Genomic DNA, 21,555 nt, shown 5'->3' with positions numbered 1-21,555 from the left:
TTCGTTGGGCGCACCTTCCCGGCGGCGTCGCTGTTCCTGTCGAGCCCTTGCCGGTACAATGCCGGCATTCTTTTTCAAGACGCCCCACCCATCGGGCTTTACCCGGTGGCCGACGGGATGCGCACCAAGAACCGGATGACTGTGCATGAGCAACAACGCAACGAGCAAAGACCTGAGCTTGATTCGTAACTTCTCGATCATCGCCCATATCGATCATGGCAAGTCGACCCTCTCGGATCGCATCATTCAGATCTGTGGCGGCCTGACCGATCGCGAGCTCAAGGAGCAGGTGCTCGACTCCATGGATATTGAGCGTGAGCGCGGCATCACCATCAAGGCGCAGTCGGTCACCCTGGATTACTTGGCTGACGATGGTAAGACCTACCAGCTCAACTTCATCGATACGCCGGGGCACGTCGACTTCTCCTATGAAGTCTCTCGTTCGCTCTACGCCTGTGAGGGTGCTCTGCTGGTGGTCGATGCGGGGCAGGGGGTCGAGGCGCAGTCCGTGGCCAACTGCTACACCGCCGTGGAGCAGGGGCTCGAGGTGCTGCCGGTACTCAACAAGATGGACTTGCCTCAGGCCGACCCGGACAAGGTCAGCAAGGAAATCGAGGAGATCATCGGCCTGGATGCCACCGATGCCTGCCAGGTGTCGGCCAAGAGCGGCATGGGCATGGAAGGTCTGCTCGAGCGTCTGGTGCGCGATATTCCGGCGCCCAAGGGTGATCGGGACGCGCCGCTGCAGGCGCTGATCGTCGACTCCTGGTTCGACAACTACCTGGGCGTGGTCTCGCTGGTGCGAGTCTTCGATGGCACCCTGAAGAAGGGCGACAAGATTCGCATGACCTCGACAGGCCGCGACTGGCCGGTCGGCGAGGTGGGTATCTTCACCCCGCTACGCAAGGAAACCGGCATCCTGCGCGCCGGTGAGGTCGGCTTCGTGGTCGCCGGTATCAAGGACATTCATGGCGCACCGGTGGGCGACACCATCACCCACACCAAAACGCCAGACGTGCCGCGCCTGCCCGGCTTCCAGAAGGTCAAGCCGCAAGTCTATGCCGGTATGTTCCCGGTCAGCGCCGACGACTACGAGGACTTCCGCGACGCGCTGGAGAAGCTGGCGCTCAATGATGCCTCCCTGGACTACGAGCCTGAGAATTCTGACGCCCTGGGCTTCGGTTTCCGCGTCGGCTTCCTTGGCACCCTGCACATGGAGATCATCCAGGAGCGCCTCGAGCGGGAATACAATCTCGACCTGCTGACCACGGCGCCCACGGTGGTCTATGAGCTGGCGATGGACAGCGGCGAGATCATCTATGTCTCCAACCCCTCCAAGCTGCCGGACATGGCCAACGTCAACGAGATGCGTGAGCCGGTCGTGCGGGCCAGCATCCTGGTGCCCCAGGAGTTCGTCGGCAACGTCATCACCGAATGTGAGCAGCGCCGCGGCACCCAGCTGGACATGCAGTTCCTGGGCAGTCAGATTCAGTTGACCTACGAGCTGCCCATGTCCGAGGTGGTCATGGACTTCTTTGACCGCCTGAAGTCGATCACCAAGGGCTATGCGTCGCTCGATTACAACTTCGAGCGCTTCGAAGCCGCTAAGCTGGTGCGTCTGGACGTGCTGATCAACGGTGATCGCGTCGATGCCCTTGCAGTCATCATCCACCGTGATCATGCTCATTCACGTGGTCGTCTGCTCGTGGAGAAGATGAAAGAGCTGATCCCGCGCCAGATGTTCGACGTCGCGATCCAGGCGGCGATTGGAGGACAGGTCGTGGCCCGTTCGACGGTCAAGGCACTGCGCAAGAACGTGACCGCCAAGTGCTATGGCGGCGACGCATCCCGCAAGAAGAAGCTGCTCGAGAAGCAGAAAGCGGGTAAGAAACGCATGAAACAGGTGGGTCGGGTCGAGATCCCGCAAGATGCCTTCCTCGCCGTGCTCAAGGTGAACGACTAGGAAACCCTGACAAATGGATTTTTCGCTTCTGCTGGTGGTGGCCGTTACGGTCACCGGGTTGATCTGGCTGCTCGACGCCGTCTGGTGGTCCAAACGGCGCCAACAGCGCATGGCGCTGGCCGCTGAGGGACAAGAGCTGGCGCATGGGGCTGGCCAGGCATCGGGTGGTCAAGAGGGCGGCATGACATATGCCGCGGCTAACAAGGGCACCCCAAAGAGCGCCAAGGAACCGTGGCTGGTCGACTATGCACGCTCCTTCTTCCCGGTGCTGCTGATCGTGCTGGTGGTGCGCAGCTTCGTGGTCGAGCCCTTCCAGATTCCCTCGGGGTCGATGCGCCCGACACTCGAGATCGGCGATTTCATCCTGGTCAACAAGTTCACCTACGGTCTGCGGCTGCCGGTCACCAACACCAAGCTGGTCGATATCAGCGAGCCTGAACGCGGCGACGTGATGGTGTTTCGTTTTCCGCAGGATCCGTCGGTCAACTTCATCAAGCGAGTGATTGGCCTGCCGGGGGACCGCATTCGCTATGAGGGTAAGCAGCTTTACATCAACGGCGAAGCGGTTCCCAAAGAGGTGGTCGATCAAACCGATACCGACCAGCTAGAAGAGGTATTGCTCGAGGAAAGCTTGGGCGATATCACGCACCCCATTTACAATGATTTTCGTGACCCCGGGCCGCAGATGCGCGAGCTTCGCGTGCCTGAGGGGCATTATTTCATGATGGGCGATAACCGTGACCACTCCAACGACAGCCGCTACTGGGGCTTCGTGCCGGAAGAAAACATCGTGGGCAAGGCCTTCGCCGTGTGGATGCACTGGGACGGCGGGCTGCCCAGCTTCAGTGAGGTCCGGGTGATCGACTGACCCTGGTGCGGCCCGACGGCCGCATCCGGGTGTGATCACAATGCCTATCGATGATGACAACCTTTAAGAGAGTAGCAGGAGTTTCGTGAGCAACCCCTTGAATGCCTTCAGCCGCCGGGTCGGCCATGAGTTCGCCGACCCCGGCCTACTGGAGCTGGCCATGACCCATCGCAGCTTTGGTGGCCAGAACAACGAACGGCTCGAGTTCCTCGGCGATTCGATCGTCAACTTCGTGATCGCCGAGGCGCTGTTCCGGCGCTTCCCGGAAGCTCGCGAAGGCCAGCTTTCGCGCCTGCGTGCCCGCCTGGTCAAGGGGCAGACCCTTGCCGAACTAGGCCGCGAGTTTTCCGTGGGCGAATGCCTGCGGCTCGGTTCCGGCGAGATGAAGAGCGGCGGCCATCGTCGTGACTCGATTCTTGCCGATGCCGTCGAGGCCGTGATTGGCGCCATCTATCTGGACGCCGGCATGGACGTGGCCAAGACCCGCGTGCTGTCCTGGTTCGCGACCCGCCTGGAGGCGCTGGACCTGCAGGACACCCAGAAAGATCCCAAGACCCGCCTGCAGGAGTTCCTGCAGTCGCGTCAGTCGCCACTGCCGCGCTATGAGGTAGTCAACGTGGATGGCGAGGCCCATGCCCAGACCTTCACCGTCGAGTGCCACATCGAAATGATCGGCGAGCACACCGTGGGGGTAGGCTCGAGCCGCCGCCATGCCGAACAGCAGGCCGCCGAACTTGCCCTGACTCGCCTTGATCCCCGTGGAGGTCGCTCATGACTCAATCCTGTGGCTTCGTCGCCATCGTCGGGCGTCCCAACGTCGGCAAATCGACACTGATGAATCGCATCCTCGGTCAGAAGGTCTCCATTACGTCGCGGAGGCCGCAGACCACGCGACACCAGGTAATGGGCATCAAGACCGATGAAGAGACCCAGTTCATCTACGTCGATACCCCCGGCATGCATATCATGTCGAAGGATCGCAACAAGGCGATCAACCGCTTCATGAACCAGGCAGCGACCCAGGCGTTGCGCGACATCGACTGCGTGGTCTTCATCATCGACCGCACCCGCTGGGCGCCGGAAGACCAGGTGGTGCTCGACAAGCTGGAGCATGTCAGCGCACCGGTGATCCTCGCCGTCAACAAGGTCGACTGGCTTGAGGACAAGGCGAGCCTGTTGCCCTGGCTCGATGAAGTCGGCGCCAAGCGCGATTTTGCCGCCATCCTGCCGATCTCGGCCAAGCATGGCACCAATGTGCCCGAGCTCGAGGCCGAGGTCGCCAAGCACCTGCCGGAAGGCATTCATCACTTCCCCGATGACCAGATTACCGACAAGAGCTCGCGCTTCTTGGCCGCTGAGCTGGTGCGCGAGAAGGTGATGCGTCAGTTGGGCGACGAGCTGCCTTATCAGATGACCGTCGAGATCGAGGAATTCAAGACCGATCAGCGCGGTACCCTGCATATCAGTGCGCTGATGATGGTCGAGCGTCAGGGGCAGAAGAAGATCCTGATCGGTGAGGCCGGCGATCGCATCAAGAAGATCGGCCGCGAGGCGCGCCTGGAAATGGAGCGCGCCTTCGAGAGCAAGGTCATGCTCAATCTTTGGGTCAAGGTCAAGCGCGGCTGGTCTGACGATGAGCGGGCCTTGAAGAGCCTGGGCTACGACCTCGACTGACCCTCTCATGCAGCCCCAGCCGGCATTTCTGCTGCACAAGCGTCCCTATCGTGAGACCAGTGCCCTGGTCGACTTGCTGACCCTGGATCATGGCCGTATCCGCGCCGTGGCACAGGGCGTGCAGCGACCCGGTAGCCGCTCCAGGTCGCGTCTGCAGCCCTTCACTCCCCTGCACCTGACCTGGGTGGGGGCAGGGGAGTTGAAACGCCTGCGCCTGATGGAGAGCACCGGCAGTGCGCCCATGCTCGCCGGAGAGGGGCTGCTATGCGGATTCTACGCCAACGAACTGCTGACCCGGCTGCTGCCGCTGGAACTGCCGGTGGCCGAGGTCTTTGCCTTTTATGGCGCCGCCATGAAGGAATTACCGCTGCCAGGCGAGCGGGCCGGTGCCTTGCGGCGTATGGAGTTTGCCCTGCTGGAGGCGCTGGATGCCGAGCCGGTGTTCTGTGATCTCGATGGCGTTGAGCTCGACCCCCAGACTCGCTATGTCTATCGGGCTGACGCGCGTCGTTTCAGTCCACTGGCACCGGGTCACGCTGGCGGCCTCGATGGTCGCACGCTCAAACTGTTGGAGCAGGGTGACTGGGCGGCGCCGGGACTTGCGGCTCCGGCACGCTCATTGGCCAGGGCCGCACTGACGCCGCTGCTTGGCGAGCGCCCCCTGCGGGCCCGTGAGCTGATGCAGCAACTGGCGGCGCGTCGCCGTTCCGGCTGATGTCTTGCTCTATCGAATACCCTATCGACTTGCCCCTATCCGCTGATGTTCCCCTGATGATTTATTGGAGAGATTGCCATGCTCCCCCCTCGTATCCTGCTCGGCGTCAACATTGATCACATTGCCACCCTGCGCCAAGCCCGCGGCACGCGATTTCCCGATCCCGTCCAGGCGGCCTTGCTCGCCGAGGAAGCCGGTGCCGATGGCATTACCGTCCACTTGCGTGAAGATCGTCGCCATATCCAAGAGCGCGATGTCAGGCTCCTCGCCGAGGTGCTCAACACCCGCATGAACCTCGAGATGGCCGTGACGCCGGCGATGATTGAGCTGGCCGAGGAGATTCGCCCGGCGCATATCTGTCTGGTGCCGGAAAAGCGTGAAGAGCTGACCACTGAAGGTGGGCTAGATGTGGCCGGTGCGCGCGAGACCATCGCCGCCGCCTGCAAGCGCCTGGCCGCCGTCGGTTGCGAGGTGTCGCTGTTCATTGATCCGGAACCCGTGCAGATCGAAGCGGCCAAGGACGTGGGGGCTCCCGTGATCGAGCTACACACTGGGGCCTATGCCGAGGCTTGCGGTGACGAGGCTCGGCGCGAGTACGCGCGCCTGAGTGCCGCCGCCGAAATGGCGCTGGAGCTTGGGTTGGTGGTCAATGCCGGGCATGGCCTGCATTATCATAATGTCGAGGCGATCGCCGCCATTCCCGGGCTCACCGAGCTCAATATTGGCCATGCCATCATCGCACGCTCGCTGTTTGTGGGGCTCAAGGAAGCCGTGGCCGACATGAAGCGTCTGGCGATCGCCGGCCAGGAGGCTGGTCTGGTGGCCGCCATGGAAACTCACGACCACGACCACGACCACGACCACGCTTAGGGTTAGCCGATATGATCCTCGGCATTGGGACCGATATCGCCAGGGTGGCGCGCTTCGAGACAGCCATGGCGCGCCACGGCGATCGCTTTGCGGCACGTTTGCTGGGTCCTCATGAGCAGGCGCGTCTCGCCGAGCATGGCCAGCCTGCGGCCTATCTCGCCAAGCGTTTTGCCGCCAAGGAGGCCTTCGTCAAGGCCTTGGGGGTCGGCATGCGACAGGGCATGCGTTGGACCGAGATCCAAGTGGTTAACGACGACCTGGGCCGGCCCTTGCTGACGCTTTCCGGCCAGGCCCAGGCCCTCGCTGAGGGACTGGGCGTGACCGGCATGCATCTGTCGATTTCCGATGAGGCCGACATGGCGCTGGCGCTGGTGGTGCTGGAAGGGTAGCGGGCCTCACGAACCTAGCGCTCATGAGGCCGCGCTGCTAGGCCTGGCGCGACTGCCAGGCGCGCAGCCGCCCCATGGCAGCGTAGAGTTCTTGCAGCAGAGGGCCGACCGCCGCCAAGCCCTGCACTCTTAGCCGCGTCTCCAATGTCTCGGCGAGCAGCGCCAACTGCGGTACACCGCAATAGCGGCAGGCACCGTTCAGGTGATGGATGGCATCCAGCAGGGCCTCTTCGTCTTTGGCCTGCCAAGCCGCATCCAGGCTAGCCTCGCTCTCATCCAGACTTTCCAGCAGTAGCGTCAATGTCTTGCGCGCCAGATCCTCTCGCCCACCGGCAAGCCTGGCACCCATCTGCATGTCCACCACTGCCAGCTCACCGTCAGCCTCGACATGGCTCTCGCCGGATGCCGTCTCCGATGACCCGTTCGGGCTCTGACGCGGAGTCGGCAGGGCCAGTCCCAGGTGTTGGCCGAGCAGCTTGATCAGCATTCTGGCGTCGATGGGCTTGATCAAGACGTCATGCATGCCGCACGACAGGAGGCGTTGGCGCTCTTCTTCCCGTGCGTGAGCGGTGACGGCGATGACCGGACAGGTCTTCCAGGCGCCCCCTAGCTGGCGCAGCGCCTCCAGCGTGGCTTCGCCTCCCATGCCGGGCATGCGAATGTCCAACAATACAAGGTCAATGCGCTCGCTTTGGGCCAGTGCCAGCGCCTCTTCCCCGCTGGCGGCCAGCAGCGAGGTGATGCCCGCTTCGCGAAGCAGCTCCTGCAGCAGAAGACGGTTGGACGCCACGTCGTCGACCACCAGCACCCTTGGCAGGTCGGTGGCCGCAAGCTTCGGCAACGACGTCTTAGGGGTCGGAAGCTTGGAGGGTGCCGACAGCCCTAGCTGTCGCTTGATCGTGTCGGCCAGCACCTGGCGCGAGATGGGCTTCGTCAGCGTCTCGCCGCCCATTGGCAGGCGAAGTTCCGGCATATCGTAGGGGCTGGTATTGGCCATCAGGATGGTTGGGCAGGAGCTTTCATCCAGACAGGTCTGCCAGCTTGCCAGCCGCTCGGGGGCCAGATCCTTGGCATCGAGACTGGCAAGGACCAGGTCCGGTGGAGGGGGCAGAACGGTATGGCCGTTGTCACCGCGCGCCGGAACCTTGGCGTTCCAGGTCGAAAGCAGGTGGTTAAGGGCGCGCCGGGTTGCCAGGTGAGACTCGTGAAGGACTACCACTCGACCGCCGAGGTCGAGTTCCGGAGCGCGATATTCGTGGCGCGTGGACAGGGGAATATTGAAAGAGAAGATCGACCCCTGGCCGGGTTCGCTGGACATGGTGATAGCGCCACCCATTTGCTCGATCAACTGCCGACAGATCACCAGGCCAAGCCCGGTACCCCCGAACTGGCGGGTGTCGCTCGAGTTGGCTTGACTGAATGCCTTGAATAGCCTGTCGCGCTGTTCCCTGGGCAGGCCGATGCCGGTATCGCTGACGTTCACTCTTAGAATGACCTGGTGCTCTCGGGACTCCTCGAGCATCACCCGTACGATGACCTCGCCACTCTCGGTGAACTTGATGGCGTTATTGACGAGGTTGGTCAGCACCTGGCGAATGCGCAGTGGGTCGCCCTTCAGGTCGGTCGGGACGTCATCGAAGACCAGGCCCAGTAGGTGTAGCCCTTTCTGATGGGCCTGGGGTGCCTGCATGCCCAGTACCTCATCGACCAGATCGACCATGTCCAGATGGACGGTCTCCAGCTCGAGCTTGCCGGCCTCGATCTTGGAGAAATCGAGGATGTCATTGACCAGCAGCAGCAGGCTGTCGGAGGTCTTCTGCATGTGTTCGAGCCAGTCCTGCTGGCGGCTGTCGAGCTGGGAGCGCCCCAGTAGCTGACAGAAACCGATGATGCCGTTGAGCGGCGTGCGAATCTCGTGGCTCATGTTGGCGAGAAATTCGGACTTGATGCGGCTGGCTTCCAGGGCACGACGGTGGGCGATATCGAGTTCGATATTCTTGACCTCGATGGTCTCCATCGATTCCTGCAGGTCCTGGGTGTTCTGCTCGATTTGAGCCTGCATGTCCTCCTGAACACGCTCCAGGTGATCGCGCAAGGCATTGACGCTCGTCATGATCTGGGCCGTCTCTTCTGGCCCCGTTTCGGGTAAGCGAACGCCATGATCGCCGCGATTGAGGCGCTCCAGCGCCGCCTGAATAGCGATCAAGGGGTCGGTGGTGCGCCGGCTCAGCGAATAGGCCAGCAAAAATAGGCCCAGGCCCGCCAGCAGCAGGCCCAGCCCATGGATCAGCAGGTGACGATACTTGCTCAGCGTAAGGCCAAAGGTCTCGATTTCTACCGCTAGCCAGTCGTCAGAGTTTTCCAGCGGCAGCGTCAGTTGCCAGCCCGCGCCATTGGTATCGAGCGTCGTCTCGGTTGGGCGGCGTGCCGATGTGCGAGGAGGCTGGCCAAGCGACATCAGGGGCGTGCCGTCTGCCGAGAAGAGACGCACCGAGCGTATTTCATCGACCTCGAGTAGCGCTTTTCCCAGCGTTCGTAGCGTATCGATCTGTTGATTGGCCAGCGCCGAACTCATCGCCTGGGCGGTCAGGGAGGTGGTTTCTATCAGGTGTTGTTGAAGCGATGAGCGACGTTCATTGGACTCGTGGGTCAGGGTTAGCGCAGAGGTGATGGCCAGCAAACTCAGCGGCAGTAACATCAGCCACAGCAGCAGGCGCGTCTTGATCGACATGCATGACTCTCTAGAAACTTCATTTGCGTGCAGTATGCCACAGCCATGGCCGATCCCTGTCACCGGGACACGCCCGACGATATAATGGCGCCAAAGACTTTTCCAGAAGGAAGGTTAGATGCAATTTCCCACGCTCGAGGATGTGGTCGGCAATACGCCGTTGGTGCGCCTGAAGCGCATCGCTGCCGGACGCAACAATACGCTGCTGGCCAAGCTCGAGGGCAACAACCCGGCGGGGTCGGTCAAGGATCGCCCGGCACTTTCGATGATCGCCGAGGCCGAGGCACGCGGTGAGATCACCCCCGGGGATACCCTGATCGAGGCCACTTCCGGCAATACCGGCATTGCGCTGGCCATGGCGGCCGCCATGAAGGGGTATCGCATGGTACTGATCATGCCCGACAATGCGTCCAGCGAACGCAAGCAGGCCATGGCGGCCTTCGGCGCCGAGCTGATTCCCGTGACCAAAGAGCAGGGCATGGAAGGGGCTCGGGACTTGGCCGATACCATGATCACTCGCGGCGAGGGCAAACCGCTCAATCAGTTCGCCAACCCCGATAACCCCATGGCGCATTATCGCACCACCGGGCCGGAATTGTGGCGCCAGACCGATGGCAGCATCACCCACTTCATCAGCTCGATGGGCACCACCGGCACCATCATGGGCGTGTCGCGCTACCTCAAGGAGCAGAACCCCGAGGTACAGATCATCGGTCTGCAGCCCGAGGATGGCGCCAGCATTGCCGGCATCCGCCGCTGGCCGGAGGCCTATCTGCCGAGCATCTTCGAGCCAGCGCGAGTCGACCGGGTGATCGATATCGGCCAGACCGAGGCGGAAGAGCATATGCGCCGCCTGGCACGGGAGGAGGGCATCCTCGCCGGCGTTTCCTCCGGTGGTGCCCTGGCAGGTGCTCTCAAGATCGCCGAAGAAGTCGAGAATGCGGTGATTGCCTTCATCGTTTGTGATCGCGGCGACCGTTATCTATCCACCGGCCTCTATGCGCCGGAGCAATAAGATGGCGATGCTAGGCAAGCGTCGCACACCAAAACCTGCGACCAAGAAAGCATCGGCGCCCCGGCGCTCTCAGCAGGCGGCTTCCGATGATCGTGGCGTCGACATCCTGCGTCTCGCCCACGATGGCCGCGGCGTGGCGCGGGATGCGGCCGGCAAGACCCTGTTCGTCGATCGCGCGCTGCCCGGTGAGTGGGTGGAAATCGCCGTGCACAAGAGCCGCCAGCGCTTCGATGAGGCGCATGTTCGCGAGGTGCTGACGGCATCGCCCGAACGTGTGACGCCAGCATGTGCGCATTTCGGCGTCTGCGGCGGCTGCGACCTGCAGCATCAGACACTGGATGCCCAGCGCCATCACAAGCAGCAGGTGCTGGTCGAGCAACTGGCGCGTCAGGGGCTTACCCTGGATGAAGCGCCGGCGCTGCTGTCCTCCGACGGGCTCGGCTATCGGCGCCGGGCACGGCTAGGCGTCAAGGTCGATGCCGAGGGGCGTATCCATCTGGGCTTTCGCGCCCGAGGAAGCCACCACCTGATCGACATGGGCATGTGTCCGGTGCTGGTGCCGGCCCTCGAAGCCTTGCTGGCGCCGCTTCGCGAGCAGCTCGCTCTCCTCGATGCGCCGCGTCAGGTGGGGCATCTCGAGCTTATCGCAAGCGATGGCGGTGTCTGTCTGGTGGTGCGTCAGCTGCGTGCCCAGCCGGATGATGCCCAACGCTGGCAGGCCTTTGCCGCCGTCCACGCGCTATCGCTTGGCTGGTTGCTGGGCCGCGAGTCGCCGCGTCTCGAGTGGCTGACGGAGACGCCCGACCTGCACTATAAGGTGGTGCTGAATGGGCCGACGCTGGCTGGGGCCGAGCGTGAGAATGGCCAGGAAAACGTGTCCGAAGCCGGACGTGAGTTGCTGCTTGGCTTTGCGCCGGGAGACTTCCTGCAGGTCAACGCCTCGGTCAATCAGCGCCTGGTCGATACGGCTCTGGAATGGCTGGCGCCCAACGCCGGCGAGCGAGTGCTCGACTGCTTCGCCGGCGTCGGCAACTTCAGCCTGGCACTGGCCGCACACACCGGTAAGGTAACCGGTGTAGAAGGCAACCCGCTGATGGTCGAACGCCTGGCCGCCAATGCCCGGCGCAACGACCTTTCTGGGGTCAGTGCCCGGCAGGCGGATCTGAGTCGCGAGGACCAGGTCCGCGCGCTACTCGGCGAGTCCGACTGGGACCTGGTGGTGCTGGACCCGCCCCGGGAAGGTGCAGAAGCCTTGTCGCGGCAGCTGGCCAGGTCCGGCGTTGCTCGGATTCTCTATGTCTCTTGCGATCCGGCGACCCTGGCTCGGGATGCGGCGCACCTGGCGGCCGGTGGTTATCGCCTGGCGCGCTCGGCAGTCGCCGACATGTTTGCGCAGACGGCCCACCTCGAGGCCGTTGTGCTGTTCGAGCATTCCGAAATTCCTGCGTCCGATGAGACGACGGCGCAGATGTCAAAGGAGTGAAGCACCATGGTAAAGGTGCGTGATGACCAGCCGTTGACCGACGACGGCGAGGTAGACCTCGACCAATGGCTGGCCCGCCTCGGCGAGGACACCGTGCTTACCGACCCAGCGCGGATGCGTGACGCCTGCGAGCTGGCCTGCAGCCTCGCCGATGAAGCAACCCCGGCGCACTCATTCGGGCTTGGCAACCGCTCGAACTATCGGATGGGGCTCGAGATGGCCGATATTCTCGGCGAACTCAAGCTCGACCAGACCGCATTGGAAGCCGCCGTGCTGTATCGCTCTGTGCGCGTCAAGTTGATCTCGGTCGAGGCCGTCGAGAAGCGCTTCGGCCAGGAAGTCGCCACCCTGATCGAAGGCGTGCTGCACATGGCGGCGATCAGCCATCAGGCCCTGCCGAGTCAGGACATGTCCCAGTACAACCAGCAGGACAACCTGCGGCGCATGCTGGTGACCATGATCGATGACGTGCGCGTGGCGCTGATCAAGATCGCCGAGCGCACCTGCGCCCTGCGTCAGGTCAAGGACGCCACCCGCGACAAGCGTCTGCGAGTGGCGCGCGAGGTGTTCGACATCTATGCCCCGCTGGCGCACCGGCTGGGCATCGGCCACCTCAAGTGGGAGCTCGAGGACCTGTCCTTTCGCTATCTCCACGAAGCCGAGTACAAGTCGATCGCCAAGCAATTGGCCGAGAAGCGCCTCGATCGTACCGGCTATATCCACGATGTGGTGAGCACCCTCAAGGCGCTTCTGGAAGCCCAGGACATCCACGAGTACGACGTCGACGGTCGCGCCAAGCATATCTATTCGATCTGGCGGAAGATGCAGCGCAAGCACATCGACTTCTCCCAGGTTTACGACGTGCGCGCCGTGCGCATCCTGGTGCCCCGGGTAGCCGACTGCTACACGGTGCTGGGTATCGTGCATTCCCGCTGGCACCACGTGCCCAACGAATTCGACGATTACATCGCTAACCCCAAGAAAAACGGTTACCAGTCGCTGCATACCGCCGTGTTCGGCCCCGATAACAAGGTGCTCGAGATTCAGATCCGCACCTTCACCATGCACGAGGAGGCAGAGCTCGGCGTCTGTGCCCACTGGCGCTACAAGGGCCACGACACCAAGGCCAAGAGCCGCAGCTACGAAGACAAGATCGCCTGGCTGCGTCAGGTGCTTGAATGGCAGGAGGAAGTCGGCGGTTTCGGCGACCTGCGCGAAGGGCTCTCGAGCGATGTGGCGCCGGATCGTATCTACGTCTTTACTCCCGACGGCCACGTCATCGATCTGCCGCGGGTGGCCACACCGATCGATTTCGCCTACCGGGTACACACCGAGATCGGCCATCGCTGCCGCGGCGCCAAGGTCAACGGTCGCATCGTGCCGCTGACCTACGAGCTGCAGACCGGCCAGCAGGTCGAGATACTGACCGCCACCAAGGGTGGGCCCAGCCGCGACTGGCTCAACCCGTCCGTGGGCTTCGTGCGTACCTCCCGGGCCCGGGCCAAGATTCAGGCCTGGTTCAAGCAGCAGGCCCGCGGCCAGAACCTGGATGAAGGCAAGGCGCTCTTCGACAAGGAGATGAAGCGCCTCGACGTCGAGGATATCGACCTCACCACCCTGGCGCAGAAGGTTAACTACGCCACGCCCGAGGACATGTATGCCGCCATCGGCGCCGGTGACCTGCGCATCGGCCAGGTGCTTCATCAGGCCCAGCAGCTATTTGGCGAGCACGATGACCAGGAGCAGCTCGACCGGCTGCTGGCCAAACCGCGCCGCGAAAAGCCGGCCGCCGGCGATCAGGGCATTACCGTGCTGGGGGTCGGCAACCTCAAGACCAGCATGGCCAACTGCTGCCATCCGGTGCCCGGCGAGCATATCGTCGGGTTCATCACCCAGGGGCGCGGCGTCACCGTGCACCGCCAGGACTGCCCCAACATCCTTCAACTGCGCATGGACGAGCCCAAGCGCATCATCGAGGTGGAATGGGGTGAACGGGCGGCGACCCGCTATCCGGTGGATATCGAGATCGAAGCCTGGGACCGTTCGGGACTGCTGCGCGATGTGACCGGGGTGCTGAGCAACGACAAGGTCAATGTGCTGTCCGTGAACACCCAGACCGATGAGGTCGAGGGCCTGGCCAGAATGACCATTACCCTCGAGGTCGATGGCCTGGAGACCCTGGGGCGGCTGTTCTCGCGCATCCAGCAGCTTTCCAACGTGCTCGACGTCAAGCGCCTGAGAAGCGGCGCCAAGAGCAAGCCCCCCCGCAAGGGAGGACGCTGATGAGCGAGCGTTACCGTCTCGATGACCTGCTGACCCTGATGGCCGTGCTGCGCGATGCCGACCAGGGTTGCCCCTGGGATCTCAAGCAGGACTGGGACTCGATCGTACCGCACACCCTCGAGGAGGCCTACGAGGTCGCCGATGCCATCGAGCGGCGCGCCTACGCTGAACTGCCGGGGGAGCTTGGCGACCTGTTGTTCCAGGTGGTCTATTACAGCCAGTTCGGTCGCGAAGAGGGGCGGTTCGACTTCCACGACGTGGTGCATGTGCTGACCGCCAAGATGCTGCGCCGTCATCCCCATGTCTTTCCCGATGGCACTCTGGGGTCTCGCCGCGACGGCAAGAGTGCCGCCGAGGTCGAGGCCGCCCAGGTACACTCCCGCTGGGAGTCGCTCAAGGCCGATGAACGTGCCGAGCGAGCAGATCAAGATACCAAGGCCGTTTCGGTGCTCGACGACGTGCCCCGCAACCTGCCGGCACTGAGCCGCGCCGCCAAGCTTTCCAAGCGTGCCGCACGGGTCGGTTTCGACTGGCCCGATCATCGCGGCGTCCTGGACAAGATCCGCGAGGAGCTCGACGAGGTCGAGGAGGCCTTGGCCGCCGGCGATCAGGAACATGCCGGCGAGGAAGTCGGCGATCTGCTGTTCGCGGTGGTCAATCTCGCCCGCACCTTGAAGACCGATCCCGAGCAGCGTCTGCGCGGCACCAACGCCAAGTTCGAGCGGCGGTTTCGTCACGTGGAGTCGGCGCTCGCCGACGAGGGCAAGGTGCTAGGCCAGGTCACACTCGAGGACATGGAAGCGCATTGGCAGACCGCCAAGGCGGATGAAAAGAACGATGAGGCGCTTGAGCGAAACGGCGAAACACCGGCCTGATGGCCAAGCGGGTCGGCCGCAAGACGAACAACAAGACACGGCGCTCGCGCCCGAGGACAGGCATCTCATCGCGGGAGTCGCCCATTGCAGTAGCGGGTCAACAATGCCAATAGCCGACAGGAGGGATGTCTGTGAGCGACGATCTGCATGAATCTTTGCGAGACAATGTGCGCGTGCTGGGCGATAGCCTGGGGCGCACCATCGCCGACGATCTGGGTGAGGGCTTCGTCGACAAGATCGAGTCCATCCGTGGCCTGGCCAAGCGCGGCCGGCAGGGCGATCCCGAAGGGCGCCGCGAGCTGATCGAGTACCTGCGCCGGCTACCGGATCGCGACCTGCTGCCGGTCACTCGGGCCTTCAATCAGTTTCTCAACCTTGCCAATATTGCCGAGCAGCATTACCGGGCGCGCTTTCGTCGCGTCGAGGACTACAAGCCGGGCTCCCAGCCCGAACTTGGCGATTTGATCAGCCGGGCACGCAAGGCCGGCCATTCGCCTCGCGAGCTGGTCGAATCGCTGGCCAGCATGCGGGTCGAACTGGTGCTGACCGCCCATCCCACCGAGGTCATCCGTCGTACGCTGATCCAGAAGTACGACGCCATCGATGACTGCCTGACCGGGCTCGAGTCGACGGTCGATTCTCCCGAGAAACTGACCCGGGTCCATGGCCGGCTGGAAGAGCTGATCAGCCAGGCCTGGCACACCGACGAAATTCGCCACGAGCGCCCAACGCCGGTCGACGAGGCCAAGTGGGGCTTCGCGGTGATCGAAAACTCGCTGTGGCAGGCGGTGCCCGATTTCCACCGCGACCTCGACAGCCTCTTGCTGGAGGCCGCCGGCGAGCGCCTACCGCTGGATGCCGCGCCGCTGCGCTTCGCCTCCTGGATGGGCGGTGACCGCGACGGCAATCCCAATGTCACCGCCAAGGTCACCCGCGAGGTCCTGCTGCTGGGCCGCTGGATGGCCGCTGACCTATACCTGCGCGATCTTGACCAGCTCAAGGCCGAGCTATCGATGTGGAAGGCCAACAGTGCCTTGCGCGCCGAGGTCGGTGATGCCACTGAGCCCTATCGGGAACTGCTCAAGCGCCTTACCGCCAAGGTCGAGGCCACCCGCGACTGGGCCAAGGCGGGCCTCGACGGTGAGCCCCACGAGGGCGGGCCGATCATCGAGCATCGTGACCAGCTCTATGCACCGCTGCTGTCCTGCTATCGCTCGCTGTGCGATGTCGGCCTGGATACCATCGCCAACGGCGTATTGCTCGACACCCTGCGCCGCGTCGCCGTGTTCGGCGTCACCCTGACCAAGCTCGATCTGCGTCAGGAGTCGTCGCGCCATACCCAGGTATTCGACGAGCTGACCGCTTATCTGGGCCAGGGGCACTATCAGGAATGGGATGAAGCCAAGCGCCAGGAGTTCCTGCTTGGTGAGCTCGACTCGCGACGCCCGCTGATCCCGCGCCGCTGGGAGTGCTCCAGCGAGACTCGTGAGGTGATCGACACCTTCCGTGTGGTCGCCTCCGAGCAGCGCGAGGCGCTAGGCACCTATATCATTTCCATGGCCGGCCAGCCGTCCGACGTGCTGGCGGTGGCGCTATTGATGAAGGAAGTCGGCGGCGACGTGGCGCTACCCATTGCGCCGCTGTTCGAGACCCTGGATGACCTCAATCGGGCCGCCGACGTCATCGACCGGCTGCTGGCACTACCGGGCTATCGCCGCTTGGCCGGCGACGAGCAGGAAGTGATGATCGGCTATTCCGACTCGGCCAAGGATGCTGGCCAGCTGGCCGCCGCCTGGGCCCAGTACCGGGCGCAGGAGACCCTGGTCGAGGTCTGCAAGCGCCACGGCGTGGATTTGACGCTCTTCCATGGTCGCGGTGGCACCGTGGGTCGCGGCGGCGGTCCGGCCCACGCGGCGATTCTTTCCCAACCCCCGGGCTCGGTGAATGGCAGCCTAAGGGTCACCGAGCAGGGGGAGATGATTCGCTTCAAGTTCGGTCAGCCGGACATCGCCCTGCGCTCGATGGAGATCTATGCCTGCGCGGTGCTGGAGGCGACGCTGCTGCCGCCGCCGGCCCCCGAGCCTGCCTGGCGGGAGGAGATGGACCATCTCGCCGAAGTGGCGCACAAGGCCTATGTGGGCGTGGTGCGCGAAAATCCGGATTTCGTGCCCTATTTCCGGGCGGTGACGCCGGAAGGCTCTCTGGGCCGGCTGCCGCTGGGCTCGCGTCCCACCAAGCGTCGTCAGGACGGTGGCGTCGAGACCCTGCGCGCGATTCCCTGGATCTTCGCCTGGACCCAGACCCGCTTGATGCTGCCGGCCTGGCTTGGCAGCGGCGAGGCCTTCGTTCAGCGCCTGGCCGAGCCGGGTGGCCTCGAGCGGCTGCGGGACATGCGCAGCCGCTGGCCCTTCTTCGGCACCTATCTGGACATGCTGGAGATGCTTTCCGCCAAGGCCGATATCGATATCGCCGCCTACTACGAGCGGCGCCTGGTCGACGAACCGGGGCTGCTGGAGCTGGGCGCAGAGCTGCGCGGGCGCTTCACCAAGCTGCAGGCGGCGCTGCTCGATATCCTCGACCAGCAGGAGCTTTTGGAGAATACGCCGCTGATTCATCAGGCCATCGCGGTGCGCAACCCCTACATCGACCCCCTGCATGGCCTGCAGGCCGAGCTTTTGCAGCGTAACCGGGATGCCGATGGCGCCATCAGTCCGGCGCTGACGCGTGCCCTGATGGTGACCATGGCGGGCATCTCCGCGGGGCTGCGCAACACGGGTTAACCCCCGGCCCGGAGGCGCTCGGCTGATGGTTCAACTGGCGCTAAGAACCCCCCGGCGATGCGAACGGATTCGCATCGCCGGGGGGTCTGGTTGCGCCTTCGCCGGCGCGACATAATTCCATGCCTTCCTTCTTTCCTGACTCGCCTCCTGTCTGACCAGGCCCTTCTCTGAACAAGTCTCCCTCTTCAGCTAGGCTCCTATCACCAGCACCTTTAACCAGCACCTTTAACGAGACCCTTGGACTAGTACCTTTCGCTAAGACCGTGGGGCTTGACGCTTCGCGGTGGCTGGCGCAAGCTGACCCATAATCAAACGGCCGTATGAATGCGCGGCCGGGCACCGGCATCCAACCCTGTTTGGAGATGAATGGATGATCTATCAAGGCAATGCCATCGCGGTGGCGAGCGATACCAATAACGGGGGCGAGCCCATCGCCACGCTCACCTTCGACCTGAAGGGTGAGTCGGTCAACAAGCTGTCCAGCGCGGTGGTCGCGGAGCTTGGCGAGGCGGTCGAGGCCATCGCCGCGACTCAGGGCCTGAGTGGTCTGGTGATCACCAGTGCCAAGGACGCCTTCATCGTTGGCGCCGATATCACCGAGTTTCATGGCTTGTTCGAGAAAGGCGAGGACTATCTGGTCGAGATGAACCAGACGGTGCACGCCATCTTCAACGCCATCGAAGACCTGCCGTTTCCCACCGTTACTGCCATCAACGGCCTGGCGCTGGGTGGCGGCTGTGAGATCACCCTGACCACCGACTTCCGTGTCATGGCCGATACCGCCAAGATCGGCCTGCCTGAAACCAAGCTCGGCATCCTGCCCGGCTGGGGTGGCTGCGTGCGCCTGCCGCGTCTGATCGGCGCCGATAACGCCATCGAATGGATCGCCGGTGGCACCGAGAATCGCGCCGATGCCGCCCTTAAGGTTGGCGCCGTAGATGCCGTGGTGCCGGGCGAGTGCCTCGAGGCCGCCGCGCGGGACATCCTGGCCCGGGCCAATGCCGGCGAGCTCGATTACCGGGCACGCCGCGACGAGAAGACCTCGCCGCTCAAGCTCGACGCCATCGAGCAGATGATGGTTTTCGAGACCGCCAAGGGTTATGTGGCCGGCAAGGCAGGCCCGCACTATCCCGCGCCCATCGAGGCCATCAAGGTGATCCAGAAGGGGGCCGGCGAGGGCCGCGAGCGCTGCCAGGCCATCGAGGCCAAGGCCTTCGCCAAGCTGGCGCTGACCGATGTCTGCTACAACCTGGTCGGCCTGTTCATCAATGACCAGGTGGTCAAGAAGAAGGGCAGCCAGTACGTCAAGCAGGCGCAGGCGGTCAATCAGACCGCGGTATTGGGGGCCGGCATCATGGGCGGTGGCATCGCCTACCAGAGCGCTTCGAAGGGCACCCCGATCCTGATGAAGGATATCAAGGAGGACGCCATCGAGCTTGGCCTCAAGGAGGCGCGCAAGCTGTTCGCCAAGCAGGTCGAACGGAAAAAGCTCACCACTGAGACGATGGCCGAGAAGCTCACCAACATTCGCCCGACCCTGTCCTACGGCGATTTTGGTCACGTCGACCTGGTGGTCGAGGCGGTGGTCGAGAATCCCAAGATCAAGGACGCGGTGCTCACCGAGGTGGAAGGGCAGGTCGGCGAGGACACCATTCTCGCCTCCAACACCTCGACCATCTCGATCACCCGCCTGGCCGAGAATCTCAAGCGTCCCGAGAACTTCTGCGGCATGCACTTCTTCAACCCGGTGCACCGCATGCCACTGGTCGAAGTGATCCGCGGTGAGAAGACCAGCGATGCGGCCGTGGCGGCCACCGTGTCCTATGCCCGCGCCATGGGTAAGACACCGATCGTGGTCAACGACTGCCCGGGTTTTCTGGTCAATCGCGTGCTCTTCCCTTATTTCGGCGGCTTCAGCCTGCTGGTCGAGCAGGGCGCCGACTTCCGCCGGGTCGACAAGATCATGGAGAAGTTCGGCTGGCCGATGGGGCCCGCTTACCTTCTCGATGTGGTGGGCATGGATACCGCCGTGCACGCCAATGAGGTAATGGCCGAAGGCTTCCCGGACCGCATGGCACGCGAAGGAAAAACGGCCATTCAGGCCATGTATGAGGCCGAGCGCCTGGGCCAGAAGAACGCCAAGGGCTTCTACGCCTACGAGGAAGACAAGAAGGGCAAGCCGAAGAAGGTCGATGACGAGGCAGCGCTTTCCCTGGTCAAGGAGCTTGCCACGGCAAGCCAAGACTTCTCCGATGAGGAAATCATTGCACGCATGATGGTGCCGCTGTGCCTGGAAACCGTGCGCTGCCTGGAAGATGGCATCGTCGATACGCCGGCAGAGGCTGACATGGCGCTGATCTACGGCATCGGCTTCCCGCCGTTCCGCGGTGGCGCGCTGCGTTATATCGATGCCATGGGCCTCGAGGCTTTCGTCGCCCAGGCCGAGCGCTTAGCCGAGGAACTGGGGCCGCTCTATGCCCCCACCGACAAACTGCGCGCCATGGCCAAGGCCGGCGAGCGTTTCTATTCCGATGCCGCCGCTTCAAGTCAGAACCCGGCCTGAGCCACCACGTACAGGAGAGGTTGTCAGATGAGTTTGAATCCAAGAGATATCGTGGTGGTCGACGGCGTACGTACCGCCATGGCCAAGGCCAAGCACGGCGCTTTCCGTAACGTGCGCGCCGAAAACCTGTCGGCGGCGGTGATGCAGGCACTGTTCGATCGCAATCCCGGGCTCAACCCCGGGGAAGTCGACGATGTGATCTGGGGCTGCGTCAATCAGACCCTCGAGCAAGCCATGAACATCGCCCGTAACGCGGCGATCATGACCGGCATACCGCGCAGCGTGCCGGCCCAGACAGTCAACCGGCTGTGTGGCTCCTCGATGAGCGCGCTGCATATCGCCAGTGCCAACATCAAGGCCGGCATGGGGGACTTCTATATCATCGGCGGCGTCGAGCACATGGAGCACGTGCCGATGACCCACGGTGTCGATGTAAACCCGGCCGCCAGCAAGCATGCCGCCAAGGCGGCGATGATGATGGGCCTGACCGCCGAGCTGCTGGGCAAAATGCACAACATCAGCCGCGAGCAGCAGGACGCCTTCGGCGTGCGCTCTCACCAGCGTGCCCAAGCCGCTCTCGATGCGGGTCGCTTCGACAACGAGATCATCGGCGTCGAGGGCCATAACGCCGAGGGCTTCAAGGTGCGCGTGGATCGCGACGAGGTGATTCGTGGCGAAGCCAGCCTCGAATCCATGGGCGCCCTGAAGCCCGTCTTCGACCCGCGCCACGGCACCGTCACCGCCGGTACTTCTTCTGCGCTGTCGGTGGGCGCCAGCGGCATGGCGGTCATGAGTTACGAACGCGCCCAGGCTCTCGGGCTAGAGCCGATCGCCCGGGTGCTGTCCACCGGCGTTGCCGGCTGCGATGCCTCGATCATGGGCTATGGCCCGGTGCCGGCGACCAAGAAGGCGCTCAAGGCGGCTGGCCTGACTATCGATGATATCCAGACCGTCGAGCTCAACGAGGCCTTCGCCGCCCAGTCGCTACCGGTGCTCAAGGATCTCGGCCTGCTCGATCGCATGGACGAGGCGGTCAACCTGAACGGCGGTGCCATCGCTCTTGGCCATCCGCTTGGCTGCTCCGGGTCGCGGATCTGCACCACCCTGCTCAACGTGATGGAACAGCAGGACACCCGCCTGGGGCTTGCCACCATGTGTATCGGCATGGGCCAGGGCGTGGCGACCATCTTCGAGCGGCTGAAATGACGGCCCGCTAGCAAGAACGCTTGAGTAGAAGCAAAAACGGCGCCTTTAGGGAGGCTGTGTGATAACCCGTCACCAGCCTCGGGGCGGCGCTCCAGAAGACTGCCTCGGCTTTGCCGGGGCAGTCTTCATTTCAGTGCCAG

The 21,555-nt window shown here is 63.4% G+C and carries 15 protein-coding genes; 14 read left to right on the top strand and 1 reads right to left on the bottom strand.

Annotated features, from left to right (window positions below):
• Window positions 1-145: 145 nt before the first annotated feature.
• The 7 genes from lepA (at window position 146) to acpS (ending at window position 6,479) form a co-directional block, all read left to right on the top strand.
• On the top strand, window positions 146-1,963 hold the full coding sequence (gene lepA / locus BLR71_RS06935; RefSeq protein WP_092524503.1) for a translation elongation factor 4: 1,818 nt from the start codon (window positions 146-148) through the stop codon (window positions 1,961-1,963).
• Window positions 1,964-1,976: 13 nt separating this feature from the next.
• On the top strand, window positions 1,977-2,831 hold the full coding sequence (gene lepB, locus BLR71_RS06930) for a signal peptidase I (RefSeq protein ID WP_092524501.1): 855 nt from the start codon (window positions 1,977-1,979) through the stop codon (window positions 2,829-2,831).
• Between the two features lie 85 nt (window positions 2,832-2,916).
• Window positions 2,917-3,606 carry a ribonuclease III gene (rnc, locus tag BLR71_RS06925; RefSeq protein ID WP_092524499.1) on the top strand — a complete coding sequence of 230 codons (690 nt, stop codon included), beginning with the start codon at window positions 2,917-2,919 and terminating at the stop codon, window positions 3,604-3,606.
• A complete protein-coding gene (gene era, locus BLR71_RS06920; protein WP_092524497.1) occupies window positions 3,603-4,505 on the top strand; it encodes a GTPase Era in 903 nt (300 codons plus the stop codon). The genes rnc and era overlap by 4 nt, the downstream gene beginning before the upstream one ends.
• A 7-nt stretch (window positions 4,506-4,512) precedes the next feature.
• Complete coding sequence (gene recO / locus BLR71_RS06915) at window positions 4,513-5,220, top strand: DNA repair protein RecO (protein WP_092524495.1); 708 nt, start codon at window positions 4,513-4,515, stop codon at window positions 5,218-5,220.
• Window positions 5,221-5,298: 78 nt separating this feature from the next.
• Window positions 5,299-6,090: a pyridoxine 5'-phosphate synthase gene (pdxJ, locus tag BLR71_RS06910; protein WP_092524493.1), complete on the top strand. Its 792-nt coding sequence runs from the start codon at window positions 5,299-5,301 to the stop codon at window positions 6,088-6,090.
• Window positions 6,091-6,101: 11 nt separating this feature from the next.
• Window positions 6,102-6,479, top strand: a complete 378-nt coding sequence (acpS, locus tag BLR71_RS06905; RefSeq protein WP_092524491.1) for a holo-ACP synthase — start codon at window positions 6,102-6,104, stop codon at window positions 6,477-6,479.
• 37 nt (window positions 6,480-6,516) lie between these two features.
• Here the strand turns inward: acpS and BLR71_RS06900 are convergent, their stop codons facing one another.
• A complete protein-coding gene (locus BLR71_RS06900) occupies window positions 6,517-9,210 on the bottom strand; it encodes an ATP-binding protein (protein ID WP_092524489.1) in 2,694 nt (897 codons plus the stop codon).
• Window positions 9,211-9,328: 118 nt separating this feature from the next.
• Here BLR71_RS06900 and cysM point away from each other — a divergent pair, with 118 nt between their 5' ends.
• From cysM to fadA, 7 genes are all read left to right on the top strand, one after another.
• Window positions 9,329-10,225, top strand: coding sequence for a cysteine synthase CysM (cysM, locus tag BLR71_RS06895; RefSeq protein WP_092524487.1), 897 nt, complete (start codon window positions 9,329-9,331; stop codon window positions 10,223-10,225).
• A gap of 1 nt (window position 10,226) precedes the next feature.
• Window positions 10,227-11,708, top strand: a complete 1,482-nt coding sequence (rlmD, locus tag BLR71_RS06890; RefSeq protein ID WP_092524485.1) for a 23S rRNA (uracil(1939)-C(5))-methyltransferase RlmD — start codon at window positions 10,227-10,229, stop codon at window positions 11,706-11,708.
• Between the two features lie 6 nt (window positions 11,709-11,714).
• Complete coding sequence (gene relA / locus BLR71_RS06885) at window positions 11,715-13,991, top strand: GTP diphosphokinase (RefSeq protein WP_092524483.1); 2,277 nt, start codon at window positions 11,715-11,717, stop codon at window positions 13,989-13,991.
• Window positions 13,991-14,866 (top strand): nucleoside triphosphate pyrophosphohydrolase, encoded by an 876-nt coding sequence (mazG, locus tag BLR71_RS06880; RefSeq protein ID WP_092524481.1) that lies wholly within the window; start codon window positions 13,991-13,993, stop codon window positions 14,864-14,866. Before relA ends, mazG begins: the two co-directional genes overlap by 1 nt.
• A 131-nt stretch (window positions 14,867-14,997) precedes the next feature.
• A complete protein-coding gene (gene ppc, locus BLR71_RS06875) occupies window positions 14,998-17,646 on the top strand; it encodes a phosphoenolpyruvate carboxylase (RefSeq protein WP_092524479.1) in 2,649 nt (882 codons plus the stop codon).
• Between the two features lie 370 nt (window positions 17,647-18,016).
• On the top strand, window positions 18,017-20,209 hold the full coding sequence (gene fadB, locus BLR71_RS06870; RefSeq protein ID WP_092524477.1) for a fatty acid oxidation complex subunit alpha FadB: 2,193 nt from the start codon (window positions 18,017-18,019) through the stop codon (window positions 20,207-20,209).
• Between the two features lie 27 nt (window positions 20,210-20,236).
• Window positions 20,237-21,415: an acetyl-CoA C-acyltransferase FadA gene (gene fadA / locus BLR71_RS06865; RefSeq protein ID WP_092524475.1), complete on the top strand. Its 1,179-nt coding sequence runs from the start codon at window positions 20,237-20,239 to the stop codon at window positions 21,413-21,415.
• Window positions 21,416-21,555: the final 140 nt, after the last annotated feature.

It is taken from the genome of Onishia taeanensis (assembly GCF_900100755.1).
GTDB lineage: Bacteria > Pseudomonadota > Gammaproteobacteria > Pseudomonadales > Halomonadaceae > Onishia > Onishia taeanensis.
The sequence above is the reverse complement of the archived record's forward strand: the minus strand, read 5'-3'. Positions and strand labels throughout refer to the sequence as shown.